We start from the raw sequence: 15751 nt of genomic DNA, 5'->3' as shown, positions 1-15751 counted from the left end.
GACCTTCCCGGTTCGTTCGCGCGGACGAACCCACCTGGAGGTAGAGCCTGCTCCACCCGAGGCCGGGCAGTCTGCGTGATCGTTCCGCGCGGCCCGCGAAATTACGTTCATGGCCAGAAGAACGTGGCGAGCCAAGGAGAAACGTGATGAGGGCAGACGCGCTGTCGCTGCAGGCGGTGCGGAAGGTGTACGGCTCCGGGGGTGGTGCCGTCACCGCGCTGGACGAGGTGACCGTCGGCATCCGGCGGGGCACGTTCACCGCCGTGATGGGACCGTCCGGCTCGGGCAAGAGCACCTTCCTGCACTGCGCGTCGGGCATGGACCGGCCGACGTCCGGCCGCGTGCTGCTCGGCGACACCGACCTCGGCGGTCTGAAGGAGGCGGCGCTGACGCAGGTGCGCCGCGACCGGATCGGGTTCGTCTTCCAGGCCTACAACCTGCTGCCGTCGCTGACCGTCGAGCAGAACATCACCCTGCCGCTGCGCCTCGCCGGGCGTGCGGCGGACCGGGGATGGCTGAACGAGGTCGTCGGCAGGGTCGGCCTGGACGGGCGGCTGGACCGGCTTCCGTCCGAGCTGTCCGGCGGTCAGCAGCAACGCGTCGCGATCGCCAGGGCGCTGGTGGCCAGGCCCGAGGTCGTGCTGGCCGACGAGCCGACCGGGGCACTGGACTCCCGGACCGCGCACCAGGTCCTGAGCCTGCTGCGGTCCATTGTGGACGAGATGGGGCAGACGGTGCTGATGGTCACGCACGATCCGGTGGCCGCTTCGGCCGCGCACAGCGTGCTGTTCCTGGCGGACGGACGGCTGGCCGGCGAACTCGTCGGGCCGACGCCGGAGAAGGTCGCCGAGCGCATGACGCACCTCGGGGAGTGGTGAGCGTGCTGAGTCTCGCGTGGCAGACCGTCAAGGCCCGCACCAGCGGGTTCATCGGGGCGTTCGTCGCGATCCTGTGCGGCACAGCGCTCGTCGCGGCCTGCGGGATCCTGATGGAGTCCGGTTTCCGCGGCGGCGTGCCGACCCAGCGCTACGCGGCCGCCGACGTGGTCGTGACCGGCGACCGGATCGTCCGGCCGGACGGTGGTGACGTGCTGGCGTTCGAGCACGCCGCCGAGCAGCCGTCCATCCCGGCCGCGCTGGCCGCCAAGATCGCGGCGGTACCGGGTGCGAAGGCCGTCCCCGAGCAGACCTTCCCCGCCGTCGTGGTGGGCCAGGACGGGCAGCCGCTCGCGAGCAAGCCGTCCTTCGGCCACAACTGGGACTCCGCCGTGCTGGCGCCCTTCACGCTGAAGGAGGGCACCGCGCCGCAGGCGAACGAGGTGGTCCTCGACTCGGGCCTGGCCGCGGAGGCGGGGGCCGGCGTGGGCGCGCAGGTGCGGATCATGACCCGCTCGGTCCCCGAGACCTATCGGGTGGCGGGCATCGCCGACGCCGCCGGCCGGGCACGCCAGGCGTCGTTGTTCTTCAGCGAGACCAAGGCGGCCGAACTCGCCGGACGTCCCGACCGCGTGAGTGCCATCGGCGTACTGGGCGCCGATGCGGGGCGAATCGAGAGCGTTCTCGCGAACGACCACGTCACGGTGTCCTCGGGCGCCGACCGCAGCGCGGCCGAGTTCGAGGACGTCAGCCAGACCAAGTCGCTCCTCGCGATCCTCGCCGGGTCGTTCGGCGGGTACGCGGTCCTGGTCGCGATCTTCGTCGTGGCCAGCACCCTGGCGCTGACCGTCGAGCAACGCCGCCGCGAGTTCGCCCTGCTGCGGGCCGTGGGCGCGACGCCGCGGCAGATCCGCAAACTGATCGGCGTCGAGACCACGGTCGTCTCGGTGATCGCCGGTGTGCTGGGCAGCCTGCTCGGCATCCTGGTCGGCCACGGCCTGCGCGACGCGTTCGCGCGGATCGGCGTCGTGCCGGACGACTTCGCGCTGTCGATCAGCCCGATTCCGCTGGTCGCGGCCCTGCTGATCGGTGTGGCGGCGGCTCGGGTCGCAGCCTGGAGCGCGTCGCGCAGGCCGTCGTCGATCAACCCCGTCGAGGCGCTGGGCGAGGCCGCGGTGCAGAAGCGGGACGTCGGCGGGATCCGGCTGGCCATCGGCTGGGTGCTGATCGCCATCGGGCTGGGCGCCACGACGGTGCCGTTGTTCCTCGGCGGCCAGCTCGGCGCGGCGATGTCCGTGATGGCGGCCCTCGTGCTGATCATCGGTCTCTCGCTCACCGGGCCCAGGGTGATCGGGGCGGCGGTCCGGGTCATCGCGCCGGTGCTGGCCAGGTCGGCCGGGGTGAGCGGGTACCTGGCGTCGGCGAACGTGCTGAAGAACTCGCGGCGGCTCGCGGCCGCGGTGACGCCGTTGATGCTGGCCATCGGGTTCGCGGTGGTGAACTTCTACAGCCAGACGACGCTCACCGCCGCCGTGCAGCAGCAGACCGAGCAGTCGATCACCGCCGACCACGTGATCACCGGCATCACCGGTGTGCCCGCCGAGGTCGCCGAGGCGGCGAAGCAGGTCCCGGGCGTCACGGCCACGTCGCTGGTGCGCACTCAAGTGATCACCGCCAGCAAGACGGGGGACAGCGTCGAGGTGCAGAGCCGTCCGGCCAACGGCCTCGACTCCACCGCGAGCGGCATGGTCGACCTCGACGTCGTCTCCGGCAGCCTCGACGACCTCCGGACGGGCACCGTGGCGCTGAGCGCCGCGCACGCCTCCTGGGAGGGCAAGAACGTCGGGGACGACGTGGAGTTCTGGTACGCGGACGGTCAGCGCGCGAAGCTGAAGGTGGTCGCGACCTACCGGCACGACCTCGCGTTCGGCGACTACGTGCTGTCCGCCGCCGACGCCCGCGCCCACACCAACGCCGGCATGGACAGCGCCGTGCTCGTGAAGGCCGCGGACACCACCGCTCTCGACGCCCTGGCCGGCCGGTATCCGGGCCTGCAGGTGACCGAACGGGTGGCGGCGCAGGACCGCAGCCAGGAACGGACCCAGTTCCTGCTCAACCTCGTCGCGGTCGGCGTGATCCTCGGCTACGTCGCGATCTCCGTGTCGAACACGCTGGTGATGTCCACGGCCGCACGGCGCCGCGAGTTCGCCCTGCTGCGCCTGGTCGGCACCGGACGCCGGCAGATCGTGCGGATGATGCGGGCCGAGGCGCTGCTCACGGTCGGACTGGCCGCGGTGCTGGGGTCGCTGGTGGCGGCGGTGCCGTTGGGCGTGCTGTCGATCGGCCTGATCGGCACCCCGCTGCCCGCCGGTCCGATCGGGGTCTACCTGGGCGCGCTCGCCGGGGCCGCGCTGCTCGGCCTGGTCTCGATCGCGGTGTCCACGCGGTTGTCGTTGCGCGCGAAACCCATCGACGCCATCGGCAGTCGCGAGTGAGGGACGGGAAGGGCCATCCGGACGAACCGGGTGGCCCTTCCCGGCGTCAGAGGACCTGCTGGATCGGGCTGGGCTGCGCGCCGAGGTGGATCGGCAGCGAGTGCAGCCCGTAGACGATCGAGAGCTTGCGGAACGACAGCGCCCCGGGCTCGGCCGCGAGGCGCATCTCGGGGAACCGGCGGACGAGCGCCGGGTAGGCGATCCGCAGTTCCATCTTCGCGAGCTCGGCGCCGATGCAGCGGTGCGCGCCGTAGCCGAACGCGAGGTGCTGGCTCGCGGGACGGTCCGCCATGATCACGTCCGGGGTGGCGTACACGCTCGGGTCGCGGTTCGCCTGCGACAGCGAGCACGCCACGATGTCGCCCGCCTTGATCTTCGTCCCGGCGATCTCGACGTCGTGGCGGGCGATGCGCAGGAACGCCACGGACACGACGCTGAGGTGCCGCAGCAGCTCGTCGACCAGCCCGTTCACCGCCTTGTCGTCGCCGAGCGCGGCATCGCGCAGGGCGGGGTCGCGCAGCATCGCGAGCGTGCCGAGCGAGATCATGCTCGCCGTCGTCTCGAACCCGCCGGTGAGCAGCCCGTCCGCGAGGCCCGCGAGTTCGTCGTCGCCGAGGTCGTCGCCGTGCTTGCGGACGAGCTCGCCGAGCAGCCCGTCGGTCGGGTTCAGCCGCTGGGCCCGCACGAGCTCGCGGAAGTAGACGATCGACTCGGACACGGCGGACAACGACGTCGTGGCCGCTCCGCCGAGGTCGAACCGCGAGACGCTGCGCCGCTGGAACTCCTCGCGCTCACTCGCGGGCACGCCCAGCAGCTCGCAGATCGTGAGCGCGGGCACCGTCATCGCGAAGTGCTCGACGAGGTCGACCGGTCCGTCCTTCATGGACATCAGGTCGAGCTGGTCCGCGACGATCTGCTCGATCCGCGGCACGAGCCGGGAGAGCCGCCGCATGGTGAACTCCGGCGTCAGCACCTTGCGCAGCCGCGTGTGCTCCGGCGGGTCGCTGAACCCGAGCCCGCCCGGCGCCTCGTCCGAGAAGAGCCCGAGCTCCCGCAGGTGGCCGAAGTCGTTGCTGAACGCCTCCGAGTCGACGAGCACCTGCTTGGACGCCTCGTAGCCGGTCACCAGCCACACTGTGACCGGGAGCGGCAGGCGCGTGATCGGGCCGTGGGACTGCATCCGCGCCAGCTCCGGCACCGGGTCCAACCCGTTGCGCCGCAGCGGTGCGAGCACGCGCGAGGGCACGAACCAGGACGACTCGAGGTCGAAACCGGTTTTGCTGAGGTGTGCGAGGAACCGCTTCCCCATCCACTCGGTCACGCGCGACCGGACGTCGGTCGCTGACTGCAGAACTTCCCACATGACGCGGCTGCCCTTCGGCGGAAAGGGGGTTACTAGCTGATGTTGTCCGTCGGAACGGACAATAACGACGCAGCCGCTCGCGTGCGTCATACCTGGGCCTAACGCGCCGTCATACTTTGGTCCAGACATGGATCAGAACCAGTGCAGGCAGTGCGGAGGGCGTTCGGAAGGGAACAGAGCGTCAGCTTTCGCGGCCGATCCGTGCGCTGTGACGTGCCCTGCCCGGACCAGCGTGCTCGGCGTGGTTCCGCCCAGATACAGCGAACCCAGGTCGCGAACGTCCAGTTCCAGGTCCGGATCGCGGGTCGTCTCCACGCATTCGGCCATTCCGTTCTCAACGGCCAGCAGGTAGCGGTGGCGTTCCTGGAGGAACGGGTCGCCGACGTCGAGCACGATCTCGCCGTCGGTGGGCCAGCGGCGCGTGGTCAGCGCTCGCGGCACGTCGAGCAGCCGCACCCAGAGCCAGTCCATCTCGCCGCTGACCTGGCCCGCGTTGAAGTCCGCGAACATCCAGCGCAGCGGGTGGCCGGTGGGGACGTGCTTGAACACCACCTCGGTGACCAGGTCGTGGTCGAGCGCGAACCGGGCCAGCGCGGCGAACACGGCGTCGTCGGCGGTGATGATCTCGTCGATCGTCAGCGTGCCGTTGTCCAGCACGTAGGTGGCGTACCCGTCCGGCCTGTCGCCATCGCGGTGAACGGCGACGTAGCGCGGTGCCGGTGTGATCGGCGGCATACCCGCGCCCAGAGCCCACCAGCGGTGTGGCCTTCCCAGCGCGCCGGGCTGGGTGCGGCGGTAGCGGTCGTAGACCTGTTCCATGACGTCGGTGGCTTCGGAGCGCGGGAGGACCTCGATCGAGCCCGTGCGCACCTGTGTCCTGAACGCGCCTTGGCTGCGCTGGACCGTCACGCGGCGCGTGTAGGTCGCGGGGCCGTAGCCGAACCTGCCGTAGATCCCGCCTTCGGAGGACAGCAGCACGGACAGGAACTCGCCGCGTTCACGCAGCTCACCCAGCTGGTACCGCATCATCTCGGTGAGAACGCCCCGGCGGCGGTGGGTCGGCAGCACGCCGACCCCGGTGATCCCGGCCGCCGGCACGACGACGTCGCCGGGCAGCGTGAGTTCGAACGAGTAGGCGGTGGCAGTTCCGACGGCCTTCCCGTCCTCCGTCTCGGCGAGCAGGCTCCTGTCCATCTCGAGCGCCGACCACCAGAGGCCGCCGCCGTCCGGGTTCGGGGTCTCGGGGAAGCGCCCGAACGCGGTGTGGACGGTGCCGAGGAAGACGTCGAGGTCCTGGGCCGTCGTGGAACGGATCTGCACGCCACAGTGGACCGGTGGAAAGCCGCTGAGCACAAACGGGTTTTCTGGCAGTGTCGGCAGGGTGACGAGCGCTGAGGACTTCGACCGCTGGTACGCCGACCGCGCCGCGTCGCCACTGGCCGACGAGCTGGTGCGGCGGGTGCTCGGCCTCCCGCCGGGACTGGAGTCGACGAGCGTGCTGAGCGGGGCGGGCCTCGACGAGGTCGTGACCGCTCTCGGGCTGGGCGAGGGCCGCGTGTTGCTGGACCTGGCGTGCGGGCGGGGCGGGTACGGGCTCGAGATCGCACGCCGCACCGGTTGCCGGTTGGTCGGCGTGGACTTCTCGGCCGTCGCGATCGAGCAGGCCAGGCAGCGCAGCGGTGGTGGCGACTTCCGGGTGGGAACGCTGACCGCCACGGGCCTGAACGCGTCCTCGGTGGACGCGGTGCTCATCGTCGACGCCCTGCAGTTCGCGGAGTCCAAGCAGGACGCGCTGCGGGAATGCCTGCGCGTGCTGCGCCCCGGCGGACGGCTGGTCGTCACCTGCTGGCAGGCGGTCGATCCCGGCGACGAGCGGATCACGCGCCGGACCCGCGAGGTGGACCTGGCCACCCAGCTTCCCGAGGCCGGGTTCACCGGCGTCGAGATCGCGGACAGGCCCGAGTGGAGGGTGACCGAGAGGCGGATGTGGGAGGAGGCGCTCACCGTCGAGGCGTCCGACCCCGCGATGGCGTCGATGCGGCAGGAGGCACGGCACGTCCTGCCGAACTTCGACAGGAGGCGCCGCCTCCTCGTCACCGCGGTCAAACCCGGCTGATCAGTGGCAGTGGCCCTGCCGCCCCAGGGTCGTCACCGGCGCCGCGCCAGGCCGGGTCCACTGCGGCACCGGCCGGCTGTCCTCGCCCCAGCTGGAGCGCCCGTCCGCGTTCGTGCGCCAGAACCAGCCCGCCGGCCGTGCCTCCGGCCAGCCCTCCGGGTGCTGCTCCCAGGCCTCGCCGCGCCCGTGCACGGTCATGTCGAGCAGTCCCAGCGACCCGTTGACGCGCTCGGTGCCGCGCCCCGTCGTGGAGTACGTGAGGAACGTGCGGTCGCCGTCGCGCAGATAGCTGGTCAGATAGCCCATCTCACCGCCGACGGGTTCCTCCGCACCGCGCACCGAGTACCATGGCTGCTTGTAGCCCATGAACTCCACGAACGCGGACACTTCGTCCCACGCGCCCGTGGTCACCATCGCGAACGAGACCCCGCGCGCGTTGAGGTAGGCGGCGTCGGGGAAGTGCCACGGAATGTGGGTGCAGCCCTCGCACTGCCCCTGGTGGGGCGCGCCGTCCCACCACATGTGCTTGTAGACCACGAGCTCGTCGCGGCCCTGGAACAGCTCCACGAACGGCACGGGTCCGCCGGCGCCGACCACCTCGACGGTGCCGTCGAACTCGACCATCGGCAGCTTCCGGCGTTCGGCCGCGATCGCGTCGCCCTCGCGGGTGTGGGCCTTCTCGCGGACCAGGAGCTCGTCGCGGGCCTTCTGCCAGGTGGCGAGGTCGGTGACGGGTGGGCGTCCGGTCATGATCAGTCCTCCGTGGGGTGTGCGGGTGTCCTTGCACAACCACGTCGAAGCTAGTTCCGCAGTCTCGACATCTCCTGCCGCGCGGCACCGCTGTCCACCCAAAGTTCTCTGGGGCGGCACGGCAACGGATCGTGGCGGAGGTAGGGCTCCCACTGCCCGCCGGTCCTCGGCAGGTACGGGGGCTTGTCGTTCGCCAGCCAGAGCCACAGCTCGGCCGAGACCGGCACGGCCGTCCCCGGCACGGGCCAGGCCTCGCCCGTCTGCGGATGCCGGGGCACCATCAGGAGGTCGGCCCTGGCGGTCAGGCCCGGCCCCGCCAGTGCCAGGGTCCTGGGAGGTGGTCCTGGCGGCCGCCACGCGTCGAGATCGCGCTGGAACAGGCCGGCGACCGGCCCGTCCGCGGCGAGCACGGGCGACTCCCGTGAGGCGAGCAGCACGCGGGCGAGCGCGACCCCGGCCGCGATCGCCACGCGCCTGGGCCACCACAGCTCTCCCTCGGTCAGTGGCGCGCTGTCCCAGTCGAACGCATCCCAGGGCCGCACCGGATCCGGCTCGCCGGCAGCTCGCACGGCGCCAGGTGCGAACCGCACCACCTGCCAACGCGAGCAGTCGTCCACCCGTGTCGCGACCGGCTGCCCGCACGCGCAGACGAGGTTCGGGTCGGTGCCGTTCACCCCGCAACACCAGCCCTCGGGGCGTCCGTCCAGCCAGGACAGGCCTCGCGCGTCGCCGGGTCCTACGAGGAAGTCGCCCTGTGCGGCGTAGGTGCCCGGTGGGAGGAGCGATGGCGTGAAACTGGTGCTGTATGCCCAGTCGTAGTGCTCGTGGTCGGGCCGGTCGACCTGCGTCAGCGGAACGGTCAGCGCGGCACCGCACGCCACGCACTCGAACACCACCATTGGAAAACCCCCCGGGAACCATCATCCGGGGGTCGTCCACCGAGTTTCACAACCGGATTTCGGCGCCCTGCCACCGGTTGCGCAGCCAGCGGTCGTGACTCGCGAGCACGATCGCGCCCGGACCCGGCCCCAGCGCGTCCTCCAACTCGTCGCACAACGTCGGCGACAGGTGGTTCGTCGGTTCGTCCAGCAGCAACAGGTGCGGTGGATCGGCGACGAGCAGCGCGAGCGCGAGGCGGCGTTGCTGGCCCACCGACAACGTGCCGACGGGCTTGCCGAGGTCCCCCTTGGGCAGCAGCCCCAACGACTCCAGCGGCATCTGCTCGACCCGTTCGGCGCCGAGCGCACGGCCGTAGGTGCCTCGTGCGGTGAGGCGCGGGTTGGCGAACACCGTGTCCTGGTCGAGCAGTCCGACCCGAACGTCGGGATGCCGTCGCACGCCCTGGACGTCCAGCCTCCCGGCCAGCACGAGCAGCAGCGTGGACTTGCCCGCGCCGTTGCGGCCGGTCACGAGCAGCCGGTCGCCGTCGCGCACGTCGAGGAGGTCGAGCGTGAGCCGCCCTGGAACCCGGATCTCCCGCAGTGACACCAGGTCCTCCGCCTGTGACGCGACCGCGTCCGGTTCGAACCGCAGCGGGCGCGGGGGAGCGGGCACGGCGGCGCGTTCGAGTTCTTCGAGGCGCCGGGTGGCGTTGCGGACGCGGCGGGAGATCTGGCTCTGCACGCGGTTCGCGCGCACGCCGTAGCCCATCTTGTCGCTGTCGCGCATGGCCCGGTTCGGCGCGACGCGGCCGGCGATCAGGCCGAGCGAGTCGCGCACCGTGGCCATTTCCTCCTGTTCCTCGGCATAGCGGCGTTCCCAGCGCTCGCGGTCGGCGCGTTTCTGGCGCAGGTACTCGGTGTAGGTGCCGCCGAACCGGACGGGCCCGTCCACCGCCGGGTCGAGGTCGATCAGGTCCGTGCACACCGCGTCGAGGAACGCCCTGTCATGGCTCGCCAGCACCACGATGCCGGGTAGCGCCCGCAGTTGCTCCTCCAGGAACGCGGCCGCGTCGTCGTCGAGGTGGTTCGTGGGCTCGTCCAGCAGCAACGCGGTCGGCCGCCGGATCACCAGCGCGGCCAGGTCGAGGCGCCGCCGTTGCCCACCGGACAACGATCCGAGCGCGCGGTCGCGGGCCACGTCACCGAGCCCGAGTCCGGTGAGGACGACGTCGGCCCGCCGGTCGGCATCCCAGGCTTCGTGCCGCTGCGCCAGTTCCAGTCGTTCCGCGTACTCCGCCTCGACGTCCTCGGTGGCGAGCAGCGCGCCCAGCCGGTCCAGTTCGGCCAGGTCCTCCCGTGCCTCGGCCAGCGCGTCGTCCAGCACCTCGGCGACCGTGGCGGAGTCCGGGAACGGCATCTCCTGGTGCAGGAAGCCCAGGTCCGGCGGCCGTTGCACGACACCGCCGTCGGGCTGGTCGACGCCCGCGAGCAGCCGCAGCAACGTCGACTTGCCCGCGCCGTTCTCGCCGATCAGCCCGATGCGCCGGCCGGGCGCCGCGGTCAGCGACACCCCGTCGAGCACGCGCCGGCCACCGAACCCGCGCACCAGTTCGGTCGCGACCAGTGCGTCAGCCATGAGCGGCCTCCACCAGCTTGCCGCCGTCCAGGCGCAGCCGGCGGTCGATCTTCACCTCGCTCAGGAACCGTTCGTCGTGGCTGACGACGACGAACGCGCCCCGGTACGCGTTCAGCGCGCTCTCCAACTGCCCGGCGCTGACCAGGTCGAGGTTGTTCGTCGGTTCGTCGAGCAACAGCAGCTGCGGCGCGGGCTCGGCGAACAGGACGCACGCCAAGGTCGCCCGCAGCCGTTCGCCGCCCGACAGCACCCCGACCGGCAGGTGCGCGCGGGCGCCGCGGAACAGGAAGCGCGCCAACAGGTTCATCCGTTCCGCCGGCGGCATGGCCGGGGCGAACGCGGCCAGGTTCTCCGCCACCGTGCGGGAGTCGTCGAGCAGGTCCAGCCGCTGCGACAGGTAGGCGACCCGGCCGTCGGCCCGTTTCACCTCGCCGCTGTCGGGCGCGAGCGAACCATGGACCACCCGCAGCAGCGTCGACTTGCCGGCGCCGTTCGGTGCGGCCAGCGCGATCCGCTCCGGCCCCCGGATCGCGAAGTCCAGGCCGGAGAACAGGTCCCGCACGCGGACGTCCGTGCCGAGGAAGAGCGTGCGCCCGGCCGGCACCGCGGTCTGCGGCAGCTCCAGGCTGATCTTCTGCTCCTCTTTCAACGCGCGCTCGGCGTTGTCGAGCTTCGAGCGCGCGGCACCGAGACGAGCGGCGTGCGTGCCGTCCGCCTTGGCCGCCGACACCTCCGCGTTGCGCTTCATGGTGCCCGCGAAGATCTTCGGCAGTCCCGCGTTGCCGAGGTTGCGCTGTGCGTTGGACGCACGGCGCGCGGCCCGTTCGCGGGCCTGCTGCATCTCCCGCTTCTCTCGCTTGACCTCCTGCTCGGCGCTGCGGATGTTCTTCTCGGCCACCTCGCGCTCCGCGGTGACCGCCTCCTCGTAGGCGCTGAAGTTGCCGCCGTAGAACCGGATCTCGCCGCCGTCGAGCTCGGCGATCCGGTCCATCCGGTCGAGCAACGCCCGGTCGTGGCTCACCACGAGCAGACACCCGCGCCAGTCGTCCAGCACGTCGTAGAGCCGGTGCCGCGCGTCCAGGTCGAGGTTGTTGGTCGGTTCGTCGAGCAGCAGCACGTCCGGCTGCTTCAGCAACTGCGCCGCGAGCCCGAGCGAGATGACCTGCCCGCCGCTCAGCGTGCCGAGCACCCGGTCGAGCGCCAGGTCACCGAGCCCGAGCCGGTCGAGCTGGGCGCGCGTGCGTTCCTCCAGGTCCCAGTCGGTGCCGATGGTGGTGAAGTGCTCCTCGGCGACGTCACCGGACTCGACGGCCGCGATGGCGCGCAGCACGTCCGCGACACCGAGCACCTCGGCCACGGTCGGCCCGGCGGTGAGCGGCAGGTCCTGCGGGAGGTAACCGAGGACGCCCTCGACGGACACGGTTCCCCCGGACTGCGCCAAAGTGCCCGCCACGAGCTTGAGCAGCGTCGACTTCCCGGCACCGTTGGGGGCGACGAGACCGGTGCGCCCGCCGGGCACCGAGACGGACAGGCCGTCGAACACGGGGGTGTCGTCCGGCCAGGAGAAGGACAGGGACGACACGACGATGAATGCGTCGGACATGGGTGTGAGGCCTCAAGAATGTGCCGCGCGCGGAACGTCCGCGCGTGTGGAAAAGGGGACGACTGAACGGCCACCGGTCATCGATGGCCTGTCACATCCAGGGCTCACCCTGAGATGTCGTCTTCACCCACCAGCACGTCGAGCTCCTCATCGAGGGCGGTTGATCTCACTTCCACAGTAGCAGCGTCGCGGAACCTCCGCAGATAGGGTTTCGGACGTGACGGTTCTCGATTTGCTACGCGAGCGGAAACGACAGCAAAGCCTTCCAGGACAACGGAACGACGATGCCCGGCTGGTGCTGCTGGTCGAGGGTGGAAGCTCGCGCGGCGTCTATTCCAGCGGGATGACCGTCGCGATCGAACGGCTCGGGCTGCTGCCGTTGTTCGACGCCGTCTACGGCAGCTCGGCGGGGTCGCTGAACGCGGCCTGGCTGCTCTGCGGCCGGGCGGACCGGAGCAAGCACGCGTGGTGGGACCCGGCCGTCATGCGCACGACGATCAACCCGCGCCGAGCGTTCACCCGGCGGCCGGTCGTGGACACCCATCACCTCGTCCACACGATCTACACGCAGGTCCACCTGATGGGTTTCCAGGAGATCCTCGACAACCCCGTGGAGTTCCACCCGATGACCACGGACGGTCTCACCGGCGAGCCCGCCGACCTGCACGGGTACGTGCGGGACACGCTGAGCCTGCAGACCGCGCTGCGGGCGTCGGCCGCGATGCCGTTCCTCGCCGGCGACCCGGTGGTGATCGACGGCCGCCCGTACGTCGACGCCGGGCTGAGCGAGACGATCCCCGTCGGCACCGCGATCGCGCAGGGGGCGACGCACGTCGTCGCCCTGCGCACCCGGCGCGAGGACGAGTCCCAGGGGACGCCGCCGTCCCGTGGCGAACGCCTCGTGCTGTCGCGCTGGTTCGCCCGGCACGCGCCGGGAGTCGTGGCGGGCTGGCTGCGCCGCGAGGACATCAGGGCGCAGGACGAGGAACTGCTCGCGTCCCATCCGGACTGCCTGCAGATCCGGCCGCCGCTGGGCAGTGCGGTGATCGGCCGGACCGAGCGACGTCCGCGCGTCATGCAGGACGCCCTCGACGTGGGTGTGGAGGCCGCGATGGCCCATCTGGGCAACGGCCACTTGTGACGGAGAGCCGGGCGGCCTACGGTATCGCTACAACTTGTTGCGAATTGGAGGGCTGCCGGTGGCGGGGCGTCCGCGGGATCCCGAGCTCGAACAGCGGTTGCTGGCGACGGCGTGGTCGCTGCTGACCTCGAACGGCTACGACGCGCTGACGTTGACGCAGGTCGCGGCGCAGTCGGGGGCGCACAGGACCGACGTCTACCGGCGCTGGCGCAGCAAGGTGCGGCTGGTGGCGGACGTGCTCGACGCCTCCCTGCCGCCGGTGCCGGATCCCGACACCGGCACGCTGCACGGGGACCTCAGGGCGTTCGCGCGGGACCTGGCCGGGGCCTGGAACGAGCCGTGGAACGACGGCCTGGTCGGGTTCCTGGCGGACCTGCGTGGGGACGCCGAGGCCGAGCGGACGTTCCGGGCGCTGGTCGGGCGCCGGTCGCAGCCGCTGGTCGACGCGATCGCGCGGGCAGTGCGGCGCGGTGAGATCGCCGAGGTGCCGGAACTGCCGTTCGTCGGCAACCTGCTCGAAGGCCCGCTGATGCACCGGCGGATGTTCGGCGGCGAGCCGATGACGCCCGAGGAACTCGACGTGGTGACGGAGTCGGTGCACCGCCTGCTCACCGGAACCTCGGTGAAGCCATGAGCCTGCACGAACTCACGGCAGCGCAGCAGCTGAAAGCACTGCGCGCCAAGGAGATCAGCTCCCGCGAACTGACCGCGCACTACCTGGGGCGCATCGAGCGGCACGCCGACCTCGGCGCGTTCGTGACCGTCGACGAGAGTGCGCTCGACCAAGCCGCGAAAGCGGATGAGCGGCTGGCCGCGGGGGACCGGGCGGCGCTGCTCGGATTGCCCTTGGGCATCAAGGATCTCGCGGCGACGGCCGGTCTCCGCACGACGTTCGGGTCGGCGGCACTGGCCGAGTTCGTGCCGCAGGAGGACTCCTGGACGGTCGGGTTGCTGCGGCAGGCGGGCGCGGTCGTACTGGGCAAGACGAACACGTCGGAGTTCGGCGCGACCTGCTACACGGAGAACGACGTCACGCCGCGCCCGGCCGTGACCCCTTACGCGCCAACGCGGTACTCGAGCGGATCCAGCGGCGGCGCGGCCACGGCGGTCGCGGCGGGACTGTTGCCGGTGGCGCACGCCAGCGACGGCGCCGGCTCGATCCGCACGCCCGCGGCGACCTGTCACCTCGTCGGGATGAAGCCGAGCCGCGGCCTGGTGAGCCCGGCGCCCGCCACCTCGTTCCTCGTCGCGAGCACCGAGGGACCGATGGCGCGCACCGTCGAGGATGCCGCACTGCTGCTGGACGTCATGGCCTCACCAGCGCCCGGCGACCTCTACGGATGGCGCAACGAGGGCAGCTTCACGGCCCTCAGGCTCCAGCGTCGCCTCAAAATCGCGATGTGGACGGACACCGGCACGAGCGAGGACGCCGACCCGCAGGCGGAACTCGCCGTGCGGCGCACGGCCAGCATGCTCGAAGAACTCGGCCACGACGTCCGCGAGATCCCGCTGCCCGCCCGCTGGGACGAGCCCGTGAGCCGCGCGATCCTGGCCTGGTTCGCCTACCAGGTGGGTGCGGTGACCCAGCTGATGGTGCCGCCGGACCGAACTCGTCTGCTGAGGCCGTACGCCCGGCACCTGCTCGCCGTCAACGACACGTTGTCCGCCAACGACATCGTCATGTCACAGGCACTCCTTGCCCGCTACGCCAGCACGTTCCTGGCCGCGGTCGACGACTACGACGTCGTGCTGACGCCCACGACCAACGGCCCGCCGGTGCCGATCGGCCACTACACCGGCGATGAGGCCGACCTGATGCTGAAGTGGTCCTGCCACACGCCGTGGGCCAACCTCGCCGGAGTGCCCGCGATCTCGCTCCCGTCGCATGTGGACGCCGACGGACTGCCGCACGGCGTGCACCTCGTGGGCCGCAACCGCCGCGACTCCGAACTGCTCGCCCTCGCCGCACAGCTGGAGAGCGCGTCGCTGTGGGACGAACTCCACCCGCCGAGCTGGCACGAGTGAAAGGCCCCGCGATGCTGGAGAAGATCGTCACCCTGCCGGACGGCCGGGCCCTCCGCGCCGTCACGGCGGGACAGGGCCCAGGGCCGTTGATCGTCTTCGAGGCCGGGATGAGCGCGCCCGGCTCGTCCTGGATCCACACCCAGCGCGAGGTGAGCGCCCGCCACCGCACTCTCTCCTACGACCGCGCGGGCTACGGCGGCAGCGACGTCGACCCGCACGACCGCACGCTCGAACGGATCGTGGACGACCTGACCGCGTTGCTCGACGCGCTGGGCGAGACCGAACCGGTGGTGCTCGTCGGGCACAGCTGGGGCGGCCCGATCATCCGGGTGTTCGCCGACCGGCACCCGCGTCGCGTGGCCGGGATGGTGTTCGTGGACGCGACCCTCGCCGAGATCATGTCCACTCGGAACGCCAGGATCGCGACGAGGTTCTTCAGCGCGATGGCGGTCGTGGCGCGCCTGGGCGGCAAGGGGCTGATCAAGCGGCAGGCGTTCCGCAACGGCGTCTCACCGGAGATCTCCGCGGCCGACGTGGAGGTCATGACGCGCGACCACGCGACCGCGCGGGCGATGAGGGCGGGCAGCCGGGAGGCGGCGCAGATCGGGTCGGCCCTGCCGGTCCTGCGCCGGGTGCAGGCCGCGGGCACGCCGGACGTGCCGACGGTCTGCCTGCAGGCGGGGCTGGTCGAGCGGGGGATGGCGAAGTGGCGCCCGGTGTTCAACCAGCTCGCGGCCGACCTGATGGACGCCGCCCCGCGCGGCAAGATGATCGTCGCCGAGGAGGCGGGGCACCTCATCCCGCAGGAATCTCCCGCGGTCGTGCGCGACACCATCTTCGGCGTGGCCGAGCAGCTACCTTGAGCG

13 protein-coding genes are annotated in these 15751 nt (G+C 71.5%); 7 read left to right on the top strand and 6 right to left on the bottom strand.

What is annotated here, in order from left to right; all coding sequences use genetic code 11:
- Positions 1-146 precede the first annotated feature (146 nt).
- Positions 147-878 (top strand): ABC transporter ATP-binding protein, encoded by a 732-nt coding sequence (locus tag ACIRG5_RS19815; RefSeq protein ID WP_402906494.1) that lies wholly within the window; start codon positions 147-149, stop codon positions 876-878.
- Positions 875-3370: an FtsX-like permease family protein gene (locus tag ACIRG5_RS19810; protein ID WP_402906492.1), complete on the top strand. Its 2496-nt coding sequence runs from the start codon at positions 875-877 to the stop codon at positions 3368-3370. The genes ACIRG5_RS19815 and ACIRG5_RS19810 overlap by 4 nt, the downstream gene beginning before the upstream one ends.
- Positions 3371-3416: 46 nt before the next feature.
- On the opposite strand, the gene ACIRG5_RS19805 is transcribed toward ACIRG5_RS19810, so the two are convergent.
- Both ACIRG5_RS19805 and ACIRG5_RS19800 read right to left on the bottom strand, forming a co-directional pair.
- On the bottom strand, positions 3417-4733 hold the full coding sequence (locus ACIRG5_RS19805; RefSeq protein ID WP_319979666.1) for a cytochrome P450: 1317 nt from the start codon (positions 4731-4733) through the stop codon (positions 3417-3419).
- Between the two features lie 132 nt (positions 4734-4865).
- Positions 4866-6053 carry a GNAT family N-acetyltransferase gene (locus ACIRG5_RS19800; protein ID WP_402906490.1) on the bottom strand — a complete coding sequence of 396 codons (1188 nt, stop codon included), beginning with the start codon at positions 6051-6053 and terminating at the stop codon, positions 4866-4868.
- A gap of 61 nt (positions 6054-6114) precedes the next feature.
- On the opposite strand from ACIRG5_RS19800, the gene ACIRG5_RS19795 reads away from it, so the two are divergent.
- Entirely contained in the window at positions 6115-6849 is a 735-nt protein-coding gene (locus ACIRG5_RS19795; RefSeq protein WP_402906488.1) for a class I SAM-dependent methyltransferase, read from the top strand.
- Here ACIRG5_RS19795 and ACIRG5_RS19790 read toward each other — a convergent pair whose 3' ends face one another.
- The 4 genes from ACIRG5_RS19790 to ACIRG5_RS19775 are packed head-to-tail and all read right to left on the bottom strand — an operon-like array spanning position 6850 to position 11719.
- Complete coding sequence (locus ACIRG5_RS19790; protein ID WP_402906487.1) at positions 6850-7599, bottom strand: DUF899 family protein; 750 nt, start codon at positions 7597-7599, stop codon at positions 6850-6852. It abuts the gene before it with no gap.
- A gap of 50 nt (positions 7600-7649) precedes the next feature.
- Positions 7650-8498: a hypothetical protein gene (locus tag ACIRG5_RS19785; protein ID WP_402906485.1), complete on the bottom strand. Its 849-nt coding sequence runs from the start codon at positions 8496-8498 to the stop codon at positions 7650-7652.
- A 46-nt stretch (positions 8499-8544) separates the two neighbouring features.
- Positions 8545-10116: an ABC-F family ATP-binding cassette domain-containing protein gene (locus tag ACIRG5_RS19780; protein WP_402906483.1), complete on the bottom strand. Its 1572-nt coding sequence runs from the start codon at positions 10114-10116 to the stop codon at positions 8545-8547.
- Positions 10109-11719, bottom strand: a complete 1611-nt coding sequence (locus tag ACIRG5_RS19775) for an ABC-F family ATP-binding cassette domain-containing protein (protein ID WP_402906481.1) — start codon at positions 11717-11719, stop codon at positions 10109-10111. The genes ACIRG5_RS19780 and ACIRG5_RS19775 overlap by 8 nt, the downstream gene beginning before the upstream one ends.
- A 217-nt stretch (positions 11720-11936) precedes the next feature.
- On the opposite strand from ACIRG5_RS19775, the gene ACIRG5_RS19770 reads away from it, so the two are divergent.
- The 4 genes from ACIRG5_RS19770 to ACIRG5_RS19755 are packed head-to-tail and all read left to right on the top strand — an operon-like array spanning position 11937 to position 15748.
- Positions 11937-12860: a patatin family protein gene (locus tag ACIRG5_RS19770; protein ID WP_402906480.1), complete on the top strand. Its 924-nt coding sequence runs from the start codon at positions 11937-11939 to the stop codon at positions 12858-12860.
- A 58-nt stretch (positions 12861-12918) separates the two neighbouring features.
- A complete protein-coding gene (locus tag ACIRG5_RS19765; RefSeq protein ID WP_402906479.1) occupies positions 12919-13494 on the top strand; it encodes a TetR/AcrR family transcriptional regulator in 576 nt (191 codons plus the stop codon).
- Positions 13491-14885, top strand: coding sequence for an amidase (locus ACIRG5_RS19760; protein WP_402906477.1), 1395 nt, complete (start codon positions 13491-13493; stop codon positions 14883-14885). Before ACIRG5_RS19765 ends, ACIRG5_RS19760 begins: the two co-directional genes overlap by 4 nt.
- Positions 14882-15748: an alpha/beta fold hydrolase gene (locus ACIRG5_RS19755; protein ID WP_402906475.1), complete on the top strand. Its 867-nt coding sequence runs from the start codon at positions 14882-14884 to the stop codon at positions 15746-15748. The genes ACIRG5_RS19760 and ACIRG5_RS19755 overlap by 4 nt, the downstream gene beginning before the upstream one ends.
- The last annotated feature ends 3 nt before the right edge of the window (positions 15749-15751 follow it).

The sequence above is a fragment of the Lentzea sp. NPDC102401 genome (genome assembly GCF_044765805.1).
Lineage (GTDB): Bacteria > Actinomycetota > Actinomycetes > Mycobacteriales > Pseudonocardiaceae > Lentzea > Lentzea sokolovensis.
The sequence above is the reverse complement of the archived record's forward strand: the minus strand, read 5'-3'. Positions and strand labels throughout refer to the sequence as shown.